General features: G+C 41.8%; 15 protein-coding genes and 2 pseudogenes. 3 read left to right on the top strand and 14 right to left on the bottom strand.

The genetic code is table 11. The annotated features are described in order from the left end of the window. Positions 1-182: 182 nt before the first annotated feature. From AB4Z50_RS17620 to AB4Z50_RS17595, 6 genes are all read right to left on the bottom strand, one after another. Positions 183-1178, bottom strand: coding sequence for a cell wall hydrolase (locus AB4Z50_RS17620; RefSeq protein WP_441880911.1), 996 nt, complete (start codon positions 1176-1178; stop codon positions 183-185). 293 nt (positions 1179-1471) lie between these two features. After that, entirely contained in the window at positions 1472-2563 is a 1092-nt protein-coding gene (locus tag AB4Z50_RS17615; RefSeq protein ID WP_441880910.1) for an NAD(P)H-dependent flavin oxidoreductase, read from the bottom strand. Between the two features lie 160 nt (positions 2564-2723). Next, complete coding sequence (locus tag AB4Z50_RS17610) at positions 2724-3353, bottom strand: hypothetical protein (protein ID WP_441880909.1); 630 nt, start codon at positions 3351-3353, stop codon at positions 2724-2726. A 173-nt stretch (positions 3354-3526) separates the two neighbouring features. After that, on the bottom strand, positions 3527-4567 hold the full coding sequence (locus AB4Z50_RS17605) for a serine hydrolase domain-containing protein (protein ID WP_441880908.1): 1041 nt from the start codon (positions 4565-4567) through the stop codon (positions 3527-3529). After that, a complete protein-coding gene (locus AB4Z50_RS17600; protein ID WP_441880907.1) occupies positions 4567-6981 on the bottom strand; it encodes an excinuclease ABC subunit UvrA in 2415 nt (804 codons plus the stop codon). Before AB4Z50_RS17600 ends, AB4Z50_RS17605 begins: the two co-directional genes overlap by 1 nt. Before the next feature lie 26 nt (positions 6982-7007). Continuing rightward, positions 7008-7943, bottom strand: a complete 936-nt coding sequence (locus tag AB4Z50_RS17595) for an AraC family transcriptional regulator (protein WP_441880906.1) — start codon at positions 7941-7943, stop codon at positions 7008-7010. Positions 7944-8121: 178 nt separating this feature from the next. Between AB4Z50_RS17595 and AB4Z50_RS17590 the strand changes: the two genes are divergently transcribed. Continuing rightward, entirely contained in the window at positions 8122-8766 is a 645-nt protein-coding gene (locus AB4Z50_RS17590) for a phosphatase PAP2 family protein (RefSeq protein ID WP_441880905.1), read from the top strand. Between the two features lie 179 nt (positions 8767-8945). Here AB4Z50_RS17590 and AB4Z50_RS17585 read toward each other — a convergent pair whose 3' ends face one another. The 6 genes from AB4Z50_RS17585 to AB4Z50_RS17560 form a co-directional block, all read right to left on the bottom strand. Beyond that, complete coding sequence (locus tag AB4Z50_RS17585) at positions 8946-11345, bottom strand: hypothetical protein (RefSeq protein ID WP_441880904.1); 2400 nt, start codon at positions 11343-11345, stop codon at positions 8946-8948. Between the two features lie 75 nt (positions 11346-11420). Then, positions 11421-13028 carry an extracellular solute-binding protein gene (locus AB4Z50_RS17580; protein ID WP_441880903.1) on the bottom strand — a complete coding sequence of 536 codons (1608 nt, stop codon included), beginning with the start codon at positions 13026-13028 and terminating at the stop codon, positions 11421-11423. A 45-nt stretch (positions 13029-13073) separates the two neighbouring features. Then, positions 13074-13970 (bottom strand): carbohydrate ABC transporter permease, encoded by an 897-nt coding sequence (locus AB4Z50_RS17575; protein ID WP_076271526.1) that lies wholly within the window; start codon positions 13968-13970, stop codon positions 13074-13076. A gap of 30 nt (positions 13971-14000) precedes the next feature. Further along, positions 14001-14951, bottom strand: coding sequence for an ABC transporter permease (locus tag AB4Z50_RS17570; RefSeq protein WP_339203897.1), 951 nt, complete (start codon positions 14949-14951; stop codon positions 14001-14003). A 170-nt stretch (positions 14952-15121) separates the two neighbouring features. After that, on the bottom strand, positions 15122-16834 hold the full coding sequence (locus tag AB4Z50_RS17565) for a sensor histidine kinase (RefSeq protein WP_441880902.1): 1713 nt from the start codon (positions 16832-16834) through the stop codon (positions 15122-15124). Positions 16835-16837: 3 nt separating this feature from the next. Beyond that, positions 16838-18391 (bottom strand): response regulator transcription factor, encoded by a 1554-nt coding sequence (locus tag AB4Z50_RS17560; protein ID WP_441880901.1) that lies wholly within the window; start codon positions 18389-18391, stop codon positions 16838-16840. 122 nt (positions 18392-18513) lie between these two features. Here AB4Z50_RS17560 and AB4Z50_RS17555 point away from each other — a divergent pair. Next, positions 18514-18726: pseudogene (locus AB4Z50_RS17555) on the top strand (IS3 family transposase); the annotation flags it as partial. A gap of 334 nt (positions 18727-19060) precedes the next feature. On the opposite strand, the pseudogene AB4Z50_RS17550 reads toward AB4Z50_RS17555, so the two are convergent. Both AB4Z50_RS17550 and AB4Z50_RS17545 read right to left on the bottom strand, forming a co-directional pair. After that, a pseudogene (locus AB4Z50_RS17550) lies at positions 19061-19969 on the bottom strand (MFS transporter); the annotation flags it as partial. A 12-nt stretch (positions 19970-19981) separates the two neighbouring features. Beyond that, complete coding sequence (locus tag AB4Z50_RS17545; RefSeq protein WP_441880900.1) at positions 19982-20125, bottom strand: hypothetical protein; 144 nt, start codon at positions 20123-20125, stop codon at positions 19982-19984. Between the two features lie 306 nt (positions 20126-20431). On the opposite strand from AB4Z50_RS17545, the gene AB4Z50_RS17540 reads away from it, so the two are divergent. Beyond that, positions 20432-21703 carry a helix-turn-helix domain-containing protein gene (locus AB4Z50_RS17540; RefSeq protein ID WP_441880899.1) on the top strand — a complete coding sequence of 424 codons (1272 nt, stop codon included), beginning with the start codon at positions 20432-20434 and terminating at the stop codon, positions 21701-21703. Positions 21704-21715: the final 12 nt, after the last annotated feature.

Here is a 21715-nt window from a genome sequence, read left to right as displayed (position 1 = left end):
TGCGATCATATCATACGGCAACTCTACTGCAAATCTATTATAGATTACCACAAATGGTTTCAGTCATCCAACAACGATACGGCAGCTCTGTCTTCGTCCTCTTAACAACAAGGGGAACAAATCCTTTGGACTTGTTCCCCTTGTTTTCTGCACCTTGCAATGGTTCAGCGGCTATCTTATAACTATTTTGCAAAGCTATGATTGTCGATTGTCACAATAACATCTAAGCTGGACCAAAACGATCCTTTGGAAATATCGGGATTGAAGAAATAAACAGCATTCTCCACGTTATTTTTACCGTTGAGCGCATCTTTCGCTGCACGAAGTGAGCTTGCATTTGGCTTACTTTTATCTAAGAGTCCATTATGTGCTGGAGGAAACTGCTTGCCTGAATAAATGACGTCGCGTATCGTATCCGGAAACCGCTCATCCTTCACTCTGTTTAATATGACATTCGCTAATCCAAGCTGTCCTTCATAGGATTCATTGCCTGCTTCAACCATCGTAATCTTAGCAAGCAGCATATAATCCGCATCAGTGAATGGTTTTGCTATTTGATCAACATTTGAAGGAATGATGACCTTGAGCTTTGTTCCCGGCTTGATCTTCGCCTTGCTATCGAGTCCATTCCATTTGAGCAGTTCTGATTTGGTGCTGCCAAACTCCTTGCTGATCTCATCCAAGCCGTACTCTTCTGTAATTACAGCAGGCTGTACTTTTATAAGTTCAATAACGTTTGATTCTGCATTCAATACCACATTAGCATGCAGCATTTCTGACAATTGGCGCAGAGGAGCATACAGCCTATTGTCCTTTAAAAATGGCACTGCATCCAACTTATAACGGGCTTCGTTAAAATATACGACTGGTACTCCATTTCCCAGCACGACTTTATCTTTTAATTCTGTATGTATTGTTACTTCTTCGTTTACATTATCCCAGCTCGACTTCGCACCGAACATATCAGCTATGCGGGCTACCGGAACAAACAATCTTCCTTCTGACACATAAAGCGGATCTGTTATCTTCACTATTTTCCCATTAAATTTTATCGTCCATTCATCCGCAGCAGCTGCATTCCCTGCATGGACACTCGACATAGGTCCGATACAAAGCAGAAACAAACCCAATATCATGGTGATTATAAGACCTCTAATCCGCTTGGCATCCCTGATCATGCGTACCTCCCAGTTAATTAAGTTGGTGTAAAATCCAACGTTCATCTTCTGGGCAAAATTATATCACAGTTTATTGCGACATTAGCATTAACATTTTCACAGAATTAATCACATTCGATACAAAAAAACAAAAAAATGAAAGCACTTACTTCATAATGATACAGGCAGGCGGTATAAAATCAGAAAGCCAAACGCCATTATTAGCTAAATAAAAGCTGCCGCCAAGAGATAATGCAAGCTCGGTGTTAATATGCAGGATGACGAGTTCTCCTCGCCTTTTTCCTGAACCTATGTTATTGGGACGTGCCCGTCTCACAAATGGAAAGTGCTTGCCGAATTGTCTCTGCAACAATATCCTCCGCAGTTTGGCCAGAAGTAAGCATCCTCGTTCCTTGACCAGCCCATAGGGACATATATTCTGAATTGTTTTGGCTGCTTGCAGCGTTTCTTATATCACGAGTCACGGTGTTTTGAGTAGGAAACGGAAGGGGCTCGATCCCGTTCTCTTCCCATTGCTTAACAAATGAATTACGTATGCCTCTAGCTGGTCGACCCGAGAAAGCTTTCGTAATAACTGTGCTCTCCTCTGTACTTTTCAGCAGAGCCTGCTTATAAACCTCATGCGCACCAGATTCTATCGCTGTAAGAAATCGCGTCCCCATTTGGACACCCTGTGCTCCTAAAATAAGAGACGCTACTAATCCTCGTCCATCCATAATGCCGCCCGCAGCAATGACTGGAATACTCACTCGATCTACAATTTGCGGTACCAAAGCAAATGTTCCTATATTTGCACCCAGCTGATGTTCGGTTATATCAAATGTTCCTCGATGTCCGCCCGCTTCGCTGCCTTGGGCAACTATCGCATCGCAGCCTGCTTGCTCCGCAAGAAGCGCTTCGTTCACCGTAGTTACCATCGCAACAACAAGAAGATTAGCCTCTTTAGCTTGCCGCAAGAAAGGCTCCGGAAGAATACCGAATGCTGTGCTGATGACAGGAACCTTCTCTTCGAGCAAAACAGCCATTTGTTGGTCAAAACGATCGGGAGTCGTCACATGTTCCGCACTCGCATGAGAAATTCCAAGCACATTCCGCACAAGATTTAACTCTCGCTGAACTTCTCCAATTCGAGTATTGTCATCCGAAGTTTGCATCGCAAACAGATTAACTGCAAAAGGCTTATCTGTCAGCTTGCGGATTTCATTAATCGTTTCTCGAATGGCAGCCGGCTCCATATATGCAGCGCCAAGCGTTCCTAGTCCACCTGCATTCGATACTGCTGCTACCAATTTTGCAGTCGATGGCCCGCCAGCCATTCCAGCTAAAAAAAGCGGATAACGAATATTAAACAGTTGGCAAAGCTCAGTATGTAGATTTATATTCATGTTTTCTTCTCCAATTTGTTATGATTTTTTGGATCATTAGAGTCAACCCATTTATTATTCTTATTCTCTTAAATTGTACACTTTTTATGATCTTAGATCGATTTTATCATATAAAAAAAACGCAGCCCAATCAGGCTGCGTTAAATCCTATCTTCGTTATTTATTCTAAGCCATGCTCATTCCGAATGTCATACAATCCTTGAATTAGCAGCTCCCCTGGATCCCGATTCAACTGCAAATGTGTTAGCAATAGATGCAAAGAAACAGCACATACGTTATTTCCATCTATGATTGCTGGAAAACCCACTTCAAAAATCGGACCGTGGTCTTCCTTCCAAGCCAGCCCCGCATGTACCTGTTCCGGAGCAAACTCTTCTGTTACAGCTTTTATACATTGCGGTACGAGTACTTTGTCTATGATCTCTTTAGCCTCATCTTCATTCGTAGCCGGTTTAGGAAGAGGCTTGCCACCTTCTGTCTCCATAAGATCGACGAAAAAAGAAGCCAACCATACCGCTGGATCATTATCCGATTGGAATCTAGCAATTAACTCACGCAGAAAAAATCCACACGAATAAACACTGCCCGATTCATCCTTCACATTAAATACAAAAACCGGGCCGTAATCTACGAAATTTGATACCTGTGCTTCAACCTCGTTAAAATGCATTTTTAAAGCTACAAGGCCATTATGGTGAACAGCCTTTATAAGCTCAGCCCATTTCTCCTCGGACATCGCAGCTTCCTTATTATTTACTTCCTCGTTAGTTGTCTCATTATTCGTTGTCATAGTCTCACCTGTCTCCTATCCTACTATCATCTCGTAAAGCAGGCTATATTTAGCTATCTCGTAGGGTAACTCTTCTTGAATACGATTATAGAATGCCACAATTGCTGCATCTATTATTATAGGCATGTGTCAATCAGACTAGCAAACACTATACGATAGCAAATAGAGGATATTCAACGGATTATTACAGAAGGAATGATGCAATTTTTAATCAGAGGCCATATATCACGAGGTTTGCTGACGATCTCGGAAGCTATGGATACTATCAAATCTTTGGCCGGAATGCAAACAATAGCATTGCCTCCATCACCCATTGCCATATATGCAAAATTCCCATCCTCTTCTTGCAGCCACCACAAATAACCGTATTTGTTCGCATTCATTGCGATCGACTCATCATGCCACGTTTTGGAGACGATCTGTTTATCCTCCCAAATACCGTCATTTAAATATAGAAATCCAAAACGCGCCATATCTCTAAGAGTTAGACAAAGCCCCCAACCCCCTGTCGAATTTCCGTTAGGGTCATGAATCCATCCTTTTAGGTTTTTCCCAAATAGATCTTCGATACCAAACGATTTCATTTGGCGATCAGCAATGATTTTCATCCCAATTGGCCAAAACAACTGCTCATTTGCAAACTCACGAGCGCTTTTACCTGTCGTGCGTGTCAAAATAACCGACAGCAGATGTGCACCCGCAGTACAATACTGAAACTCGCCCATTCGCCCTTTTTGTCCTAATAGGTCAAGCGTATATTTGGTCCAATCCTTTTGCCTCCGCAGTCTGTCCAGCGGCTCCCGCACTCCCCCTCCTGGTTTCCATGTAAAAGGAAATGGCGCCGTCATCGTGAGAAGCTGCCGGATCGTTACCGCCCGCTTCTGAATGACGCTGGCATCGGAAACATATTCGGGAAAGAAATCCAGTACCTTTTCGTCTACACTTTTGATAAATCCTTTGTCTATAGCGATTCCGATGAGAGCAGATGTCACGCTTTTCGTAACCGAAGCTACATGATGGGTATCACTAGCGATAAAGCTGTTTTCATACTTTTCAAAGGCGATATAACCCTTATGCACAACAACAATACCATTTAGATTGCTATATTGGGTTTTAATTAAATGGTTAAGTTCGGAAAACTTCTCCGTGTCCATGACAAGAGCTGCTGGCTCCCTCGTCCGCCACTCTGTTGTTGGCCAATAATCTCTTTGCATTATAGATACCTCCCGGTTAAGGACTTTGGATTTCCTTTCAGCACATCGGGTGAACCTTCTGCAATAATATAACCTCCTTCTGGGCCGCCGCCAGGTCCAAGTTCTATCATCCAGTCGCAGGAAGCGAGAACAGCCGGGTTATGCTCAATGACGATTACTGAATTCCCATTTGCTATAAGCTCGTCTAACAATTCAATGAGCTTTGCGGTATCATACAGACTAAGACCAGTGGTAGGCTCATCCAGTATATACAGGGTATTCCCTTTCCGTCTTCGGCCAATCTCTTTAGCGAGTTTTATTCTTTGCGCTTCACCGCCGCTTAAAGTGGGAGTGGGCTGACCCAGTTTTAAGTATCCGAGCCCCATTCGATCCATTACTTTCAAAGCTGTCACAATCACCTTGTTGCCTTCAAAGAAAACAACCGCTTCCGAGACGCTCAGTTCTAAGATGTCAAAAATATTTTTACCTTTGTATTCGACCGATAACGTGTCATGGTTAAACCTTTTCCCATAGCATGCTGTGCATGGTTTTTCTATTTTCAAATTGCCGCCCAGCCAGATTGCCGTATGTCCACTGCCGCAGCATACCGAACAAGCGCCTTTCGAGTTGAATGAGAAGTGGCCTGAAATAAAATTCTGATTCACGGCTGCCGGCTGTTTGGCAAACAGGCTGCGAATTTTATCCCAAATGCCTATATAAGATGCAGGATTGGAGCTCGAGCTCCTGCCTATAGGTGCCTGTGATATTTCGGCATAGCCACAAATATGCTCCAAGCCCTCCAGCCTATCCGCAACCATTTGAGTCATCAAGGCTTCTACCTCATTACCCATTTCGGTTTCTTCGTTGCCTTCCTGCTTATTACGAAAATGGTTTTTCAGGAGAGGGAGCAGCGTATTTGAAATCAGCGAGCTTTTACCGCTTCCCGACATACCTGCAATCCCGACCATTACACCTAAAGGAATAGCAGCTGTCACATTCTTGAGGTTGTTCGTTTTGGCATGTCGAATGGTTAGAACAGGTACCGTTTCAATACACGGATGTTTAGTTCTGGACGGCATGGTCATTTTGCCTGAAAGATATTGGCCAGTGATAGACTCCTTGCACTGGAGCAATCCTTCTAAATCACCCTCATATATAACCTCTCCACCTTCAATACCCGCCATGGGTCCTATGTCAATAATGTGCTCCGCTATTTTGATTGCATTACTATGGTGCTCTACAACAATCACCGTGTTGCCCAGGTCTTTGAGTTCTTGTATAAATTTTAAAACATCCAATTTTTCAAACTCATGCAGTCCTGCAGTAGGTTCGTCGAGAAMATAGATCATCGAATCCATTTTTGCATCCAAATGTGAATGCAGAAATAATCGCTGTATTTCTCCACCACTCAAAGTTGGCATTTCTCTGTAAAGAGAAAGATGACCGAGACGTGCTTTAATCAAGTTATTCGTTTTAAGCAATATTTCTTGCAGCAAGTTTTTACCCATCATCGTGAACGTGTTTTGCTGGCGCAAATCTTCAAGTACTTCATTCACTTCTGAGATTGTCATCCGCCCAAGTTGACCAATATGCTTGCCATTTAACAGCACTTCTCGTGCCTCTTCACCCACTCTAAATCCATAGCAATCGGAACATACAATATTAGCATACACACCATTTAACGGTTCTCCTCTATGAAGGCGAGTATGAAATATGTTCGTTAAACAGGCGCTGCGTTTTTCAGAATTGCCGTTTGCATAATGCCCATAGATGATTTCTCCCCTTACTTCTTCTGGTAGCTGTAAGAAAGGAATAGCTAAATATGAATGGAACTTCCTTTGAAATAATCGCAAATAACCAGGAGTTAAGCCGACTCCATCAAGAACCTGCTCCAAAGTCATTCGACTATCTGATACAAGCTTTTCTAGGTCAACTTCAAAACACGATCCTCGCCCAGAGCACTTGATACACATTCCATGTGGAGAAAGGTTGGAAAAATAACTTGGCGACAATCGCTCCTCGCTATTCCCGCATTCTAAGCAGAATAGGTTGTCATTCACAGCTGTTCCGCAGGTGGAGCAACGGATTGACCCTTCTCCAGCATAGAGCAGTGCCAGCCTATTCATAATATTGGTCTTTGAGCCTACGGTTGAGCGCGTGTTGCTTTGACGGATCGTATTTTGCTGCACTGCTATGGCTGGGCTTAAACCTTGTATACTGTCGAATTTGTCATCATTATCAAGCCCAGCAACAATACCTAAGGATTGCAAGTATTGCTTGCGTCCTTCCTCAAAAATAATATCGAACACAAGGCTGGATTTGCCTGATCCGCTGACGCCAGTTGCTGCCACCAGCTTGTTTTTTGGAATTGAAATGTCTATGTTCTTGAGGTTATGCACTCGTGCCCCTTTTATCGTTATGGTTTTCTGCTCCATTTCATCGCCCCTTATTCTAGATTTGACTATGCAAGAGGTCCTACCGGCAAATAAATATCTACGACATGTTTTGTTTGTGGGTTTGAGTCTGGTTCGCTGACATATACTTCAAAACTTGAGGTGTCACGAGGAAGATAACCGCTTTGGGGCAGCCATTCGCCGCATAAATAGTCCCAAGCCTCACTATACTCATTTTGGTATATTTCAAAATGACCTACAGCGTATTTGCCGGAAGGTATAATCATGATTCCGACATCACTATCCCCTTTTTCGATGAATTGGGCAGCGCTGCTAGGGATTGTCACACAAAGGCTGGTTCTTCTATGATGATCCTCTGTAATTTCCGGATGATCATGATAGATCGTCAACACTTTTATGCTGCTCGAATCGATGAAGTTCCATTTGCTTAAATAAGCGAACAGCTGTCGCAGGAGTGATTCAAAAACAAGCTTTAATTGTCCATAGCTGCCAAGATGTCTCACATAGGCAACATTCATCTCGCCAATCGTCTCAATGGTTACCTTTCCTTTTACCTTATTTTCATCATCCTTTTTTGTCATTTTCAGCGTACTTTCATGATAAGGAGATATTTTTATCAAGTCTTTGCAATTCTTGCGATATTGATTTCTATAATAGCTCGGGCTTACACCATAATAATTTTTAAACGCCCGTGAAAAAATCGAAGTATCCGTAAAACCAAATCGATATGCTATTGCCGTAACTGTCATATCTGGCCGATGAATGAGAAAATTTAGTGCTTTCTCCAGCTTCACTCGGTTTACGTATTGCAGCAATGATTCATTCACGATCCCTTTAAAAATTTTATGAAAGTGATACTTTGAAAACCCGGCAATGGAAGCAAGCTCATCTAGTGAAAGAGAATCACATACATTTGCTTCTATATAATCCTGCACTTTATGAATGCGACGCAAATACTCTTTTTTACTTTGAGATATTGTCATATATGATCCCTCCGCACCTTCAGGAGCAACATTACTCCATTACAGAATACAGAATAACATATGTTAAAATATGTTTTTCCAAAAACGAATTGAATAATGTATTACATTTGTGTATTGTTCTGGCATCTGATGAAGTTTAGAATGAATAAAACTTCAAGAGAAGCGAGTGAGGACTAAAATGAAAATGTGGATTGAAAAATGGAAACACCTTTTAGGCATTCTTTCCATTCCTCTTCAGGGGTTTATTTATATGGGGATTGCCAGCAATATTGGACCAGACATTATTTTGGATTATTTTTGGATAGATACTTTAATTCCTTTTGTAAAATGGTTTATCTTCCCTTATATAAGCTGGATGCCCGTTTTATATCTAAGCTTTTTGTATCTAGCTATTAAACATCGCCGTATTTATTGGCGTACTCTATTGATCTATAATATTTCCGTCATGGCGTGCAATGTTGTTTTCTGGTTTTTTGCTACCCTTGTACCTCGGCCCGATGTTGATGGCGCTGACTTGGCGAGCAGGCTTGTTAATTTTATTTACGAGTCTGACGCACCCTTTAACTGTTTTCCAAGTGTCCACTGCTTAACGAGTTATTTGCTATTCATAACTTTGAAACGTGAATTAGTTGTCAAACTGTCTGTTAGAGTCTTTATGTACATTTTGTTGTGGCTTATTATCATTTCCACTGTCTTCACCAAGCAGCATGCACTCATTGATGTATTTGGGGGAATTCTCTTCGCTGAAGTGACATACCAGATTGTCCATTATATCTCATCTCGAAATCAGCGGCGTGACAAGCTGGCTACTACAAGTATGTAGCGATGGACTTATGATCATTACAAAGGGCTGGAAAGTAGAGGTAACAAAAGGGAGGACCATCTCAGAAATCAGAAGTGGTCTTAACTGGAAGACTTACATAATGGGGAGTGGGTTTCCTGCAAACTTGCTTCCTCCAAAAAAGACCGTTCCCCTATTATGTATAGGAAAACGGCCGTCGCTTAATTTACTACTTCTTCCCGTTCTCCCCAAGTCGTCACTCTGACGCTAACTAGAGGCTTCGGATCGCCTTCGAATTTACAACTGAATGATAGCGTCTGTCCACCCGTTCTTACGATTGGCGCATCGGCGGAAGCATGAATGGTTCTTAGCAGATTCCAGTTCTGATCGTAAACTTTACCGATTCTGTCACCTTCACAAACGAGATATTGATTCACGAAAATTTCTGTATCAAACGTCATATAAACACCGTTCGTATAAAAAGTTGGACGTTTAATCGAAGCATCATCGTTACCATATGAAGGAATGACACGCAGCGTAAATTTAAGCGGTTGATCCGCATATCGGTTGAAGTACGTCCAATCTGCTCCCCCTGGCTGACCTGGCTGCAGCTCCGCCGGGTTGCAAACGAGCGGTTTTGAGATATGGACAGGGTATAAATTCCACTTCCCTTCACCTGAAGCTTCCAAATGCCAGTCGCTTTTCGGGTCCTTCAACCGTTCCCGTTGTTCGGATGTGAAGGCGCCGGCTTGTCTTGCTGTCTCCCACTCGCGCACGGATGTGAATACCGACTCGATGTTACCGTTTCGCCCAAGCACCTGCATATCGGCAACTAAAGCAAAACCAGCGTTGAAACCTGCCGCTTTCGATAATACCCACTCTATTTCATCAGGTGACGTCGCTTCGAACTGATCGGAAGCAGAACGAACAAGAAACCATCCAAGCATTGACGGAATGAAGTTACGGGCAAAATACCGCTGGTTGGTAAGCCGCCATTCAAGCTGCCCTTCACGTGTTGCAGCACCCCAAGGCTCGCCCCAGTTGAACCTTGTGAATACATGCCACAAATAGTTCGGAACGACAATGCTAGCATCGTTAATAACTTCTTCTCCCCAGCCGTCATAACACATTTTCACAAAACGATTCACTCCGTACCCGTCATGACCTGTTGCATAGCAGCCTTCCAAACCATCAAATGATATTTGCTTCAAGCCCGTTTTCATAAATAGATCGTTGATGCGAACGCAATATTCGTCCTGCAGCTCAATGTTCGGGAAAAATACATCGTAAGGGTGATCCCATAGTCGACCTATAATCGTACCACTTTCATGCGTCGCGATGGTTGTTCCATTTGCTCCACGCTTAACGCCTGTCAGCTTCCAAGGCGCACTTTCTGTAACTCCATCATATTCTATTTGTTCACTTCCGATTTGTGCTGTATGCCGGAACAAATGTAGTTGAAACGGCGCGGGATCATCAACCTCGATACAATCTGCTTCTAAGTCAACCGTTGCAACTAATCGCGACATGCCTGCCATTTGCAGCCTTTCATCCGGCACTGGCGTTACATAGGAATCATTTAATGTCGTAAAGTTGGATAGTGTATGCACGCCGACATGAACACCCTCACCTTCTGCCATTGCCACAGAAGACTTTAAACCCTCATCCCCATTCGGGAAGCTTTTTGGCTTCAGAGTGAAATGTCCCCAATTGATGAATGGATCGGGATGATACACGTATTTGAGACCAGCCATTTTTGTAAAACGTACAGCTTCGGACATTGTAGATTCGGAGAAATCCGTAATCAGGTAGGATTGGTTTGCCATAGGCGATATTTTACCCCAGACCCCTTCGATCATAGGATGAGGCAGCCCTTCTCCAATCTCAATCGCTTCAATCGTCTCAAGCACATGCTGTAACTCACAACCGAACAAAGCAATACTTGTTCCAACGATTGATGCGTCGTCCCCACTTATGGGCGCTACTTGAACAAGCGGTAAGTTCCATGCCGGACGACGAAAGCTCTTCAACCGATTTCTGGCAAATGCCTGCAACAGGCTTCCTTCGCTTGTCGGCCATGCTGCGCAAACATCATACTCGAATTTACTATCGGATATTTGCGGACTGTCAGGATCCGGCTTTACGTTCCCGTTGTCCGAATAACTTTGCTGCACATTTTCCAATCGATCGAGCTCGATCGGCCACCCCCCGACAGTCTTGATGTTCAATGCCTGAAGGCCGATCGCGAATTGTCCATTATGAACGACACCAACCGATTCACCGATCGAACCGGCAACCGTTGTCATATACGGTCCCCATATGACCCCATCCACATCGGCGCCTTCAATACGCTGAATCTCAAATGTCGCATACTGCGATTCTTCTACAATTAATACATCGACCACAGCACCGGTATCTGCAAATTCAAATGTTATTAGCCCCAGTACCGCGTTCAAGGATGCCTTCGAAGGCACCTCCATTCGACCATCGATGACAATGCGAATAAGCACAGTAGTTTGTGTCATTGATGCATATGCATGATCTCTGCTATCGTTCATAGCTGTAATTTGACCTTTTTCGTTCAACTGCAACTTTAAGGCTCCAGCGTTTATGGTATACATAGTTCTCCTATCTCCCTGCTGCATAATTTTTCATTTAAGCGCATCCTTAGATCGATAACTAGCTTTTCAAAATGATTATGATTTTAAATTGTCGTCATATACTTGTTGCGCTTCGTTTAACACATCATCGCCGCCCATCTTTTTCCATTCAGCTACAAAACTATCGAATTCGCTCAGCGGTTTGCGACCCGTAATAAAATCTATAAAATTTTGCAGTGTATACTGTTTCAACTTATCTTGCGTTTCATTGTAGATGGGCTTGTTGAATGGTGCTAGAATATCAATATTTCTCGTTCCCTTGGCACGTGTATCCTTCGCAAGCTGACGCAGACTTTCTTCAGATGTATATGACGTTTGAAATTCGTAGTCATTGAACGAGCCTGCCATCGAGTAACCGCCAAGCCCTATTTTTTTGCGTTCTTTCTCGTCTGTATATGGAGCGATGAATTCAACCGTTCCTTTGTCACTCTTATTCCAATGGACACCTTTCTCTCCAAAGTTCATTTTTTCATAAATTTCCGGATCAAATTGGCTAGCTTCGAAAATTTGCATGTATTTAATCATTTTTTCCTGGTCTTTTTCTAAATGCTTACCGAACATAACACCCGATGCAAAGGCTGGGTTGTACTGTGATATGCCGTATTTCCCATCGGGTCCCTTAATTCCGCCTTCAATAGCAAAATTAAAGCCCGGGTACTTCTTAGCCAGCTTGTCATACCACTGTTCTCCACCAAGGAATGCGTTGCCCGGCAAGAACGCCCACCAATAATATTCAATCGCTCCTATTTTGTCCGTAAGCACTTTGTCTTCAACATTATTACCTTTATTAACGACAAATTCGGGATCAATCAATTCATTTTTATACCAACGGTTCAGAACTTCAAGCGCTTGCTTCGCGCCTGGTTCAATTTCTCCACGGACGATTACTCCATCTTTCTCACGGAATATATTAGGATAAGCATCATATGCGCCAAACACGGAGCTGAAAATAGATTCGATATTTTCACCTGCTGCAGTGATGCCATACGTATCTTTTTTACCATTGCCGTCAGGATCCTCGTTCCGGAATTTCGTCAATGCAGCTTCCATCTCATCAAGCGTTTCCGGTGTTTTTGTTATGCCTACTTTTTTCAACCAATCTTCACGAAAACCAAGCTGTATACCATCGATACCAATATCCCAGATGACCGGTAATCCATAGATTTTTCCATCTCTTCTTATATACTTAAATGGATCTTCCCCAAGGTAACGTTTTAGCCACTCCGTATATTTCGGCATATTTTGTTCAATTAATTGTTGCGGAATTTCAGCGGCAACATCCTGTTGGAGAAATTTATCGTAATCCGTAAACGATGGCTCTTTCCACCAATCTGGAATTTCCCCAGAGGATATGAGAAGGTTCAGTTTTTCTTTCATCGCTTCCCTGGTTGATGCAATACTTTCCAAATCGACGTTGTACTTCTCTTTCAGTGCATTTAATCCGACAGAGTCTGTCGTTTGATTCTCATCTAAATTCCAAAACATCAATTTCATTTTTTTATTCGTAGCTTCTCCATTAACTGCCGATTGTTTATTCCCATTATCAGTCTGATTACCCGAGGAATCATTTTTGCCGCATCCCGCCATGATCGACATCAGCAAGACTGTGGATAGCCCTCCTAGCAATATACGCTTTTTCATCATTTCAACCAGCCCTCTCTGTTTATGAAATATTATCTATTAGGGGGGTTACCCTTTAATAGCACCAATCATAACGCCTTTGACAAAATACTTTTGGATAAATGGATAAACGACCAGCATTGGAATGATCGAGAACATGACAACCGTGGCTTGCAGCTGTCGTCCCGAAAACTCTGTTGTTTTACCGATATTTTGAATGACGCTGTTAATATCCGCCATGTTGTTCTGGATAATAATTTTGCGTAAAACAATCTGCAGTACTTGCTTATTCGGATCTGAAATGTAGATCATGCTGTCAAACCATGCATTCCAGTGGCCCACACCTACCCATAAAGCAATCGTAGCTAGCACTGGCTTCGATAATGGTATGACGATCTGAGTAAAAATCCGCAAGTATCCTGCACCATCCACACGTGCCGACTCTTCCAGTTCTTCCGGAATCGAACGAAAAAAATTTCGCATAATCAACACGTTAAACGCACCAATCATACCTGGAATAACAAGCGACCAAATCGTATCAAGCATATTCAGTTCCTTAATAAGCAGATAYGAAGGAATCGTCCCCCCAGCAAACAACATCGTGAACAAAATCATGCTTGTAAACGATCGGTTGAAGGGAAGGTCTTTTTTTGCTAATGGATAGGCGGTTATGGCTGTGAAAAATATAGATAATATAACACCCAGCGCGGTTCGAATAATCGTATTCCAGTATCCCGTCCATAGCGCATCGAACTTAAAGGCCAGCTTGTAGCTCTCGAACGTGAGCTGTGTCGGCAACCATATGAAGCCTGATGAATAAGCAGCACTGTCTGCTCCTGCGCCATCTAAAGAAATCACGACCTGCGTCCAAAAGGGATACAATGTGATAAAGATAATACCTGCCAGAATGAGATACAAAAAGACGTCGACTATTTTGTCTGCCGTTGATTTTTTTATGTTAATCATCGTTCTCGCTCCCTCGTCTAATTAAGAAAATTACCATATGGCATGCTCCTTGCCGCCGATCCATTTCACTATCTTATTTACGATAACGATCAGGATCAAAGCAACCACGGATTTGAACAATCCAACGGCCGTCGCGTAGCTATAGTTCATCTCAATTAAACCTTTACGATACACATAAGTATCGATTATGTCTGAAACGTTATACACTTTGACATTATACATATTGAATATTTGATCAAAACCCGCATCCAAAATACCGGACATTGATAAAATAAGCATAATGGCTATAACGGGCGCAAGCATTGGTATAGATATATAAACCATCCGTTTAAACCGGCCAGCTCCGTCGAGTACAGCAGCTTCGTACAACTGCGGATCGATACTCGAAATGGCTGCGAAATAGATAATTGAACCCCATCCGAAACCTTGGAAAATACTCGTCGCCACAAGTATGGTGCGGAAGTAGCGATCATCCGCCAAGAATAACATCGGATCGCCGCCTAATAGTTTTACAATGCCATTGATAGGACCGTCCAAGGAAAACAACGTAAAGAATATCCCAGCCATGACAACCCATGATATAAAATGAGGTAAATAGGATACAGTCTGAGCTAACCTCTTGAATTTCATATTAGAAATCTCACTCAATAACAATGCAAAAATGATGGGTACCGGGAAACCAAACACCAGCTTGCTTAAACTGATAATTAATGTATTTTTCAACACAGTGTAGAAATACGTGTCGTTCATGATCTTTTCGAAATGATGAAGTCCAGCCCATGGACTTCCGATGATGCCCTGTGTAATTTTAAAATCTTTGAATGCCAACAATACGCCGTACATGGGGAGATAATGAAATAGAATGTAATAGACAACTGCCGGAATCATCATAATCAGCAGCACACGGTATTGTTTATATTTTTTTATCTTCTCCCTCCTCAGCACCTGTTTCGTGCTAATTGCCCTAATCGTATCGCTCATTGCTTATCTCCTCCTTTTTGTAAGCGGTTCCATTGTGCTAAAGAGAATATATCATAGGAAAGTTATTTAATAATTATCAAATATTTTAGAAATGATGCAGTTTATTACGGAGTTAAAAAAACCCGTCCGGCTAGCCGGCGGGCGAAGTTGAATTTGGGAGAATAAGTTGTTTATACTGTGGAACTATACAAGCTTTGTGGAATAACGATGGTCATAACTGTACCATAGCCAAGTCGACTTTGGATGGAGATGCCGTATTTAGTGCCGAACCGCAGTTGCAGACGCTCGTTGACATTTTTGAGGCCATATCCTGTCGATTGCATCGTAAGTATCGTATCGATCATCTCCTTCTCCATACCTGGACCGTTGTCTTCAATCGCGAAATTGACCGTCCCTTTACCAAGCCAGGCACTAACATACAGTAGACCCTTTCCATTATTTTTCTGTTTGATACCATGCTTGATTGCATTTTCTGCGAGCGGTTGAAGAATTAAATTTATTGTTGAATAATCGTTAACCTCCTCATCGATCTTATAAACCACATCGAAGCTATAATCACCCATAACCTGAATAATCTCAATATAGGATTTGATATTTTCCAATTCGTTACGCACAGTAATAATATTGTTGCCTTGATTAAGAGCCGTCCGATAAAATTTCGACATCGATGTAACGACATGACTAATTTCCGGCGCATCGTTTTTGAGCGCCTTCCAATTGATGAATGAGAGCGTATTGTATAGGAAGTGAGGATTGATTTGCGATTGCAGCGCTTTCAGCTCTGCCTCTTTCTGAATGATTTTACTTCGATAGGTTTCATCGATCTGTTCATTAAGCCGATTAAGCATCTTGCCGAACCGATTAGTCAGTTCGCCGATTTCATCCCTGGCCTCACTTTGAACCTGCAAATCCAATTCTCCCCATTCGACCCGCTTCATTATCGCATTAAGTGAGAATATTCGTTTGATAAATGTTTTGGAAAAGATCGAAATAATGATCAGCAAGCTGACAATACAAGCAAGGATCACGATTAGCGTCGCATTAATGATTGAACCTGCGTTATGGGACACAAGCGCTGCGGGTACGAAACAATAGACCGTCCAATTAGCCTGCACGATCTTCTTCTTGACAAGAAACATTTCCGTTTGACCGGTGCGTACCGTCCCCTCATTCATTTTCATCATTTCTTTGAAGTCAAAGGCAATCAACTTTGCACTTTGATTCGCATATACGATTCGGTTATTGCCATCAGAGATAATGACAGCATACTCCTGATCTAGATCGGTAATGTTTTTGAAGAAACTGTTCTCATTAATTCGCATATAGACCATATTCGTATTGGGCTCTTTGAGAGTTTTTGGGAATTTATGAATGACAAACAGTTCGTTATCCTCATATTTCCATAGCGGTTCTATCCCCTTCATAGCTTCGTTGTACCATGGCTTCTCATTAACCCGTTTATATGAGACTACTGAATCGCCGAATTCTGGAACAGTGCTTTGCGTGTAAAAGGTTATTTTCTCAATGTCCTTGTCAAGGTTCATCATCATGATAAAATACGGATCCAAGAAATCTTTCAAATCCCGTGAAAGATTGACTAAGTCAATATAATCGTTGGCTACAATCTTCTGAAACATCTTAGTAAATACAATCGATCGAATCGCATGATTGTAACGTTCAACCGAATTGTCAATATTCTGAGTAACGGTATTCACATTCTTATCAATCCCTTGCAGTGCCTGCAATTTGAGCATGTCCTTTGATTGGTTGTAGGCGTATATGCCAAGCACCATAATAGGAATGATAATAACGATTAAATAAGAAAGAAATAGTTTTTGATTAAACCGTAAACGATTGAACAAACCATAGATCAGCCGTTTCATCGTTTATGCCTCTTCTCTGTATTTGGAAGGCGTTCGACCAAAATGATTTTTGAATAACGAGCTGAAGTAGGAGAAGTTGTTATAACCAACATCCTGGCCGATATCGATAATTTTACGATTGGTTGTTATAAGCAGTTCCTTTGCCTTTTCCATTCGGTGCACGGTCATGAACTTATTAAGGCTTATCCCTTTCTGTTTCTTGAATAGATGGCTCAAATAACTAGGAGATAAATAAACCCGCTCCGACAATAATTCCAATGACAAGTCAGCCTGATATTCGTTCTCGATTATTCGGACGACTTCATCGATCGCTTTGGAGGTCGCTTCCAAATTTGTTTCGCAGAAAGACTCGTTTTCCTTTAGAATACGCAGTACTACTTTACGCAAATCGCTCAACTTTACCGTTTTATAGATGTCCTCCAAACTATGCTTGAATCTATCGTTATTCTTTTTTATAGAGGCATTGAATGCAGCTTTGACAATTTCGGTGCACACATATTTTACATAGATAACCGTTAAATGCTCACTGTTTTGCAGAGCATCAAACAGTTGCTCGACATACAGTTGCGCGATATCATACCGGTTATGCTGAATATTTTGCGTCAATTGCGTTAACACATCATTTACTACTGCTGTCATATCGCCCTGAGCAAATGATGTGCGGTTTGCCAGCATCACCGTACCCTCATCGAAAAAGAACTTGTTTTCCAGCATCGTTTCCATTTCGTGAAATTGTTTGTGGAGCTGCTTTACATCATCCATCAATCCGCTGATCACAACACAAATATCATTATCGTACATATCCTGGAATATCCGGATCAATTGCTGGCCAAGCTCCGTTATAGCTTCCAGCGACTCGTCGGGGGCTGTTTCCAAGAACAGCAACGCTTGAAACTCATTCAAGTGAATAAAATCGACGTTGCGATGAATGAGTTCGCCCAACTGCTCTTCGATATCAAGATCAAGCCGATCGAAAAAACGTTTACGAGAATCCAGCATACACATCCGCATGTAAGGATACTTATCGAACCTGCCGGTAGGCACCTTCAGATCTCGTTTGTCATCCGTCTCCTCTGACTTGCTGAGTATAATATCGGTAAGCTGCTTCTGCTTTTCGTATCTGACTTCCTTCAAATAGGCAGCTTTTAGTTTTTCCTGCTGAACCTTCAATTTCAACGCTTCCTCGCACAGTTCGATGACCTCGGTCATATTTTTAATAAATTCGCTAACCTGCACAGGTTTTAATATATAATGGATCGCCTTCAGATCGATTGCCTTCTGTGCATACTCAAACTCACCATAGGCGCTCATAAACATCGTTTTGATAGGCTTACCAAGCTCACGAACCTTCTCTGCAAGCTGTAATCCGTCCATCCCGTTCATCCGGATATCGGTGAGCAAGATGTCAATATCATGACTTTCGATATACAAGAGAGCGCTTTCACCACTGTCAGCTTCAAAGATCTCCAAATGCAGTCCGTATTTATCAACGAGAAACCTAACGCCGTCCCGTTCGAACTTGTCATCATCAACAACAAGCATTTTTAACAAGTACATCACCACATTTCGCCAGAAATATTTTCAATGGGAGTTTACCAGTAACTCAAGCTATTTATATACCAATACAGTACTATACTTTCCAGTTCATTAACAAACAGATCTTTACCAACCAGATACCCGACAAAGGTAACTGCTGTGATAACACCGTCATCCAGAGCATCTTCGGCACAATGAAACCTGAATTTCTTTATATAAATGAATTTGAAAGTATTGAACATTTTAATCATGAACTATCAAAATATATCGATTACTACAATAACAAGCGTATTAAGACAAAATTAAAAGGAATGAGTCCGGTACTGTACCGGACTCATTCCCAGAAAATCGCCTAATAAAATAACCTGTCACACTTTATGGGGTCACTTTAATACCTCTACTCAGCTTTTTAATTATCATTTCATTCCTTAATTCTAAAGAATTATGCAAAAAAATACAATTTCAATTTTCATTTACTAGCCTATGGAGCAGCATACTTCCTATTATACTACGGAATGAAAATGTAAATAAACACAATAATGCTAATGCATTCCTAGCTTCACATGATTAAAGAGTCAACCTCCGAATAAAGCCAAACAAGCTGACGCCGTAAAAATACCGGAGCCAGCTTTCAGTACATTGCGTTTTTGAATTATATTTTAGCTGTGGCCTTGTCCCCTCCCTGCCTATTTATATGTTTTTAGCTGCTTCTAACTCTTTTACAATTTGCGGGAATTGCTTATCTAATTTATAGAAGTAGAGAATAACGGCCATGAGCGCACTAATGATGATCGGCAAATAAATGTACATGAACAGGATTGAGGAACGAGCGGATTCGCTAATATGCTCCTGACCACCAACATAACCTCCAAATGCGAGCATCCAACCGACTATCGCGGCGCCAAGCCCGCTGCCTGCCTTTGAGCCGAAGCTTCCAGCGCTGTAAACTAAACCTTCTGTTCGCATGCCTGTTTTCCATTCTCCATAATCTACGGTGTCTGCAAGCATCGCGAACATCGTTGCAGCTAATGGAACGCCGCCAAGTGATTTGATCACCGACGCGACGATTACGATTTTAATGCTAGTTGGATCAATAACCGTAATCGCTGCTCCCAAAATCGTGATGGCTAACCCTAGGAGTGAGGAATTACGTTTACCGAACCTTTTAATAATCGGAGCAACAAACAGCAAGCCAATTAACAACGGGATAAAGGAAATAACGCCAAGAATGAACATCAATTCAGCATTTCCTAAAATATACTGCGCGTAATAAATGTTAACCGCTGTATTAACCGACGTCATAATAAAGCTTAGAATCATGAAGACCACGAGCAGCGCCCAATATTTATTGCAGAAAAGCGCTTTCAAAGAGCCGCTAAGAGGGACCTGATTTTGGACTACTGCTGGCTTAACTCTCTCTTTCGTCGTACGGAAAGTAATCAAGAACAACACCGCTGCAATCGCACCATAAATAGTAAACGTCATCATCCATCCCTGTTTGCCGCCACCGAATGCATTTACGATGGGAACCGTCATGGTCGAGACGAGCACCGCGCCAAAGATAGCCATCAACATACGGAATATGTTAAGCAAAGATCGCTCATAAGGATCTTATGTAATCAATGAATTCAACACACCATAAGGAACGTTCGCTCCTGAATAAATAATGTTGAGAATGAGATAGGTCACGTAAGCGTAAATATCTCCAACGCCATACCCAAGCTTCTCCGAAAATGAAAGTTTAGTCTGTTCCATAGTAGCAACCTCGATTGTATAATTATTTTTGTCCGTTTAGTTGGAGGAGAAGCTGTTCGACCATTTCATCTGAAAAAGCACCTTTAAATGCCAAACATCCAAGCCAGAGTACATATCTGCTTTTTCTTCCAATATCATTTGTGAAACCATTTTCTTTATGTCAAAATTCTTTTTGAATCATCCTTAAATAAACTCACAAACTGTGAAGCGTTTTCATTTTTTACTACTCACTCATTATAGATGATCAAAAAAACGGAAATATGGTATGATTATTTGAATAAAAGTAAATTTATTTGGAGGCATTAGATGGAATTTAATCCTTCCTTTTTAGCTAAATTACTTCATGAGAGCTTGCAGCTGCCTGTTTATTGGTTGAGTGCGGATGATCCAAGCGGGCAGGAATATTTCGAATCCAACGCTCCTATCCCATTTTCCGCCTTACAAAATCCAGAATACTTCCGGCAATTAATAAAACGAACCTGGGATAAGACTTTTCCCGTTATACAGACAACGGAGTTTGAGGAATTTTTTATCGTGCAGCCCGTTTATTCGAATTTGAAGCGAGTAGGAACCATTATTATAGGTCCCTCAATTGATTATGTTCCTTCCGAGGAAACTGTTCGAAATCTCATGAATGATAATAATATTCCCAGAAAACTCCATCCAGCTTGGGTTGAATATTTGCGCAGTCTCCCTCTTGTTTCCAAGCAGAGATTATTTCACATTGGCATCATGGCACATTGGATTGTCAATCAAGAGGAGTTAGGATTAACGGATGTTCTTGAGTATAATTTCCGGTTGGACCAACGTTTTTTGTCAGAGGAAGCTATCGAGCTGTCGATGTCTAATATGAAGGAATTTTCTAATCTTCACACGAGCCAGGAATTCGAACAGATATTATTACGGCATATTAAGAACGGCGATAAAGCTGCACTTAAGAATCTATTCGTAATGGGTGTAATTGGGGAGGCAGGCACACTATCCAAACGAAGTCATTTGAGAAGCCGCAAAAATATTGCCATCTGCGCAATTGCTGTAGCCGTTCGAGCGGGTATGGAGGGTGGACTGTATACTGAGCTGGCATATCGCTTAAGCGATACTTACATTCAGCATATCGAGGATTTAACGGATGTTCGCTCGGTTGAAACCGCGATGATAGACGCCTTCTTAGATATTACGGATCGCGTTAGCGAGAATCGGAAAGGCACCGTTTCTAAGCCAATCGCGAAATGCCGCGAATACATTTTTAATCATTTATATGATGCGATTTCTATCTCTGAACTGGCTGAGCTGACTGGACTTAACGGTACCTATTTATCCACCCTTTTCAAAAAAGAAACAGGACTCACGATCAGTCATTTCATCCATCAGGAGAAAATAGAAGAAGCTAAGAAGCTGCTCGATTTCACAAGTGAATCGGTCTCAACCATCGCTACTCGTTTGAACTATTATGACCAGACTCACTTTATTAAATCGTTTAAAAAACATGCCGATTTCACACCTAAGCAGTATCGTGATCGAAAACGGAATGGAGATAAAAAGCCCATAAAAATATCCCCTCCAAGTTCACTTTCTTGAGCGACCGTTTAA

The sequence above is a fragment of the Paenibacillus sp. 2TAB26 genome, assembly GCF_052115145.1.
Taxonomy (GTDB): domain Bacteria; phylum Bacillota; class Bacilli; order Paenibacillales; family Paenibacillaceae; genus Pristimantibacillus.
This window is presented reverse-complemented; position numbering and strand designations above follow the sequence as displayed.

What these genes read in the sequence shown, in the direction of transcription:
- AB4Z50_RS17620 (WP_441880911.1), bottom strand. Translation starts at nt 1,178, where the DNA reads ATGATCAGGGATGCCAAGCGGATTAGAGGTCTTATAATCACCATGATA.
- AB4Z50_RS17615 (WP_441880910.1), bottom strand. Translation starts at nt 2,563, where the DNA reads ATGAATATAAATCTACATACTGAGCTTTGCCAACTGTTTAATATTCGT.
- AB4Z50_RS17610 (WP_441880909.1), bottom strand. Translation starts at nt 3,353, where the DNA reads ATGACAACGAATAATGAGACAACTAACGAGGAAGTAAATAATAAGGAA.
- AB4Z50_RS17605 (WP_441880908.1), bottom strand. Translation starts at nt 4,567, where the DNA reads ATGCAAAGAGATTATTGGCCAACAACAGAGTGGCGGACGAGGGAGCCA.
- AB4Z50_RS17595 (WP_441880906.1), bottom strand. Translation starts at nt 7,943, where the DNA reads ATGACAATATCTCAAAGTAAAAAAGAGTATTTGCGTCGCATTCATAAA.
- AB4Z50_RS17590 (WP_441880905.1), top strand. Translation starts at nt 8,122, where the DNA reads ATGAAAATGTGGATTGAAAAATGGAAACACCTTTTAGGCATTCTTTCC.
- AB4Z50_RS17585 (WP_441880904.1), bottom strand. Translation starts at nt 11,345, where the DNA reads ATGTATACCATAAACGCTGGAGCCTTAAAGTTGCAGTTGAACGAAAAA.
- AB4Z50_RS17580 (WP_441880903.1), bottom strand. Translation starts at nt 13,028, where the DNA reads ATGATGAAAAAGCGTATATTGCTAGGAGGGCTATCCACAGTCTTGCTG.
- AB4Z50_RS17570 (WP_339203897.1), bottom strand. Translation starts at nt 14,951, where the DNA reads ATGAGCGATACGATTAGGGCAATTAGCACGAAACAGGTGCTGAGGAGG.
- AB4Z50_RS17565 (WP_441880902.1), bottom strand. Translation starts at nt 16,834, where the DNA reads ATGAAACGGCTGATCTATGGTTTGTTCAATCGTTTACGGTTTAATCAA.
- AB4Z50_RS17560 (WP_441880901.1), bottom strand. Translation starts at nt 18,391, where the DNA reads ATGTACTTGTTAAAAATGCTTGTTGTTGATGATGACAAGTTCGAACGG.
- AB4Z50_RS17545 (WP_441880900.1), bottom strand. Translation starts at nt 20,125, where the DNA reads ATGGAACAGACTAAACTTTCATTTTCGGAGAAGCTTGGGTATGGCGTT.
- AB4Z50_RS17540 (WP_441880899.1), top strand. Translation starts at nt 20,432, where the DNA reads ATGGAATTTAATCCTTCCTTTTTAGCTAAATTACTTCATGAGAGCTTG.